Origin of the sequence: Accumulibacter sp. (genome assembly GCF_032229525.1) — a bacterium.
Taxonomy (GTDB): Bacteria; Pseudomonadota; Gammaproteobacteria; order Burkholderiales; family Rhodocyclaceae; genus Accumulibacter.
This window is the reverse complement of record NZ_JAVTWB010000214.1, coordinates 1-2,890: the sequence shown is the minus strand read 5'-3', so window position 1 is coordinate 2,890 and position 2,890 is coordinate 1. Positions and strand designations below refer to the sequence as shown.

Below are 2,890 nucleotides of genomic sequence, written 5' to 3'. Positions count from 1 at the left end.
GCGAATCACAGAACGTAGTGCAGAATGGCAAAATAATGCGCCGCGCTACCGGCCATCACGAACAGGTGCCAGATACCGTGAGCGTGGGTAAGCCGTGTATCCAGCGCATAGAAAACGATACCGGTAGTGTAGAACACGCCACCTGCCGCGACCCAGATGAAGCCGTCCATCCCCAACGCCTTCAACAGAGGCACCAGGGCGACCACGATCGCCCAACCCATGACGATGTAAATGACCAGCGACAGGATCCGTGCGTCGTTCCGCGGCCGCAGTTCCTGCAAACTACCGACTAGTGCGAGCCCCCACACCGTTGCCAAAAGAGACCAACCCCAGGGGCCGCGCAGCGTGACCAGACAAAAGGGTGTGTAACTGCCTGCGATCAGCAGATAAATGCCCTGGTGGTCCAGCTTGCGCAGGATGTCTTTGGTGCGCCCGCGAAAGCTGTGGTAAAGCGCCGAAAAGCTGTAGAGCAGCACCAGCGTGACGCTGTAGATCGACACCCCGACCACCTTCCAGGGGTCGCCGCCCAGCGCGGCAAGAACGACGAGGACGACCGAGCCAGCCAGCGCGAGTGCCGCCCCAACAACGTGAGTCCAGGCGTTGAGCTTCTCCCCGTGGTACATATGCGCTTGCCTTGGTCCTGTGGACAACCCGCCGGCCAGGCGCCATTGCCCGGGCTGAAAATGGAGAAACACCGTCAACATTGAAGCGGGCCCGGCTTCTGCCGGCTAATCGCAGACTGATGGCAACACGGATTGAAACCCGCTGCGCGTCCACTTCGAGCCTGCCTCGGACATTCGTCCGGCAACCGGCGGGGCTCATGCTACCAGTGTTTTCTGATCTTTTGCCGGCGAAGAACAAGGTCCATCTTGCCTCACCCCCTGCCGACGGATTCTCATGGGCGGCTGAAGGCCCCTGCCCCGGTTTTCGTTCTTGCGCTGGCGGAGCCAGTGCCGGCGAACGATTGCCGGTTCGCCGGTCAACGCGCTGGCGCTGGCGCCGGGGTCGCGCTGAGATACAGCTTGCGCCCCAGGGCACCGCTGCGGTTAAGGTCCGCCAGCACGCGCAGACCGGCGTGCTCGTGCAGCAGGCTTTCGACCGCCTCGGTTACGCCCGGATGTTGCGGATGGGCGTAGTCATCAACCACCAGCACGCCGCCGGGAAGCAGGTGGCGCAGGCACAGTTCCAGGTCGGCCCGCGCCGTCGCGGCGTCATGGCCGCCATCGACGTGGGCCAGGCGCAGACGACACTCGGCCGGCAAGCGCAGATCGCCGCTGTAGGCCCGCTGGATGTGCACCCGTTGCCGGGACAGACCGGGAACGACTGACTGCAGATTGTCCCAGACGCCCTGCGGACTGGGGGTGTCGCCATAGGCTTCGTCCAGCGGCAGGTCGAAGGCGTCCACCAGGAAGAGCTGCTCGCCCTGCTGCAGGTGCAGGGCAAGGACGGCGGCGGAACGCCCGTGGTAACAGCCGATCTCCAGGATGTCACCGCTGAGTCCCGCGGCAGCCTGGGTCCCCAGGACCAGGGTGAAGTGAGCCAGGTCGTCCAGATTGAACCACCCGGGGATGGCGGCGAGGCGGGGCGCGAGCTCGGTGATCAACGGCCCCGGCTTGGGCTGCAGCTGCGCGGCCGCTGGCGCCAGACGCTGGTGCAAGCGTTGCAGCACACGGTAGATGGGGTTGGGCAGGCGCCGAGCGAGGCGCTTGAGGGACTGGGTTGGCGGCATCAGCGGTAACGGGAAAAATGGAGGCTCTCGCAGCCGGGCCCCTGTCGGGCGTTTTTCATCCGCCCCCCTGTCCGAGGCCACTGGAGGCTTTAGCGGGCGCTGGCGGGCGTGGCTCTGAACGCTCAGCGGCGTGCCGCAGGCGACGAGGGGGCGCCAGAGGCTCCCGATCTTACACGCTTTCCTTTCCGGGCCATGCCCGCCATGGCGCCAGAGCATCGCGCTCGGCATCGACTCAGCGCGAGAGCCGCCACCCGAGCGGGAGCATCGGGCGTATATAATGCACGGTTCCTCACTCAAGCGATCAGACAAGCCATGGAAGCCGAACAACTCAACATCATCGACAACCGGCTCGAAGACCTCGGTCAACGGGCCACCGAGCTGCGGAGGTATCTTTGACTACGATCAGAAATCTGATCAGTTAAAGGCCGTTTCCCTCGAACTGGAAGATCCGAAGGTCTGGGACGACGCCGAGCGTGCGCAGGCGCTGGGCCGCGAGAAGCGATCGCTTGAAAACGTCGTGCTGACGCTGGATCAGGTCGGCGATGGTCTGCGCGATGCCCGCGAGCTGTTCGCGATGGCGCGCGAAGAAGACGACGACGAGACCCTGGACGCCGTCGCCGCCGATGTCGACGGCATCGAGAAGGCGGTTGCCGGCCTCGAGTTCCGGCGCATGTTCAACAATCCGGCCGATCCGCTCAACTGCTTCCTTGACATCCAGGCCGGCGCTGGCGGTACCGAAGCGCAGGACTGGGCGGCGATGGTGCTGCGCATGTACCTGCGTTACGCCGAGCGCAAGGGCTACGCGGTCGAAGTGCTGGAAGAATCCGAAGGCGAGGTCGCCGGCATCAAGACGGCCAGCCTCAAGATCGCCGGCGACTACGCCTACGGCATGCTGCGGTCGGAGACCGGCATCCATCGTCTGGTGCGCAAGTCGCCGTTCGATTCGAATGCCCGCCGCCACACCAGCTTCTGCTCGGTAACCGCCTACCCGGAGATCGACGACTCCTTCGAAGTCGACATCAACCCGGCCGACCTGCGCATCGACACCTACCGTGCCTCCGGCGCCGGTGGTCAGCACATCAACAAGACCGACTCGGCGGTACGCATCACGCACCTGCCGACCAACATCGTCGTCCAGTGCCAGAACGACCGCTCGCAGCA

2 protein-coding genes and 1 pseudogene are annotated in these 2,890 nt (G+C 64.7%); 1 reads left to right on the top strand and 2 read right to left on the bottom strand.

Going from position 1 to position 2,890, the window contains the following annotated elements; genetic code table 11:
- Positions 1 to 5: 5 nt before the first annotated feature.
- Both trhA and RUW20_RS17420 read right to left on the bottom strand, forming a co-directional pair.
- Positions 6 to 623, bottom strand: coding sequence for a PAQR family membrane homeostasis protein TrhA (trhA, locus tag RUW20_RS17425; protein ID WP_313953494.1), 618 nt, complete (start codon positions 621 to 623; stop codon positions 6 to 8).
- Between the two features lie 356 nt (positions 624 to 979).
- A complete protein-coding gene (locus RUW20_RS17420; protein ID WP_313953493.1) occupies positions 980 to 1,729 on the bottom strand; it encodes a class I SAM-dependent methyltransferase in 750 nt (249 codons plus the stop codon).
- 312 nt (positions 1,730 to 2,041) lie between these two features.
- On the opposite strand from RUW20_RS17420, the pseudogene prfB reads away from it, so the two are divergent.
- Positions 2,042 to 2,890: pseudogene (prfB, locus tag RUW20_RS17415) on the top strand (peptide chain release factor 2); the annotation flags it as partial.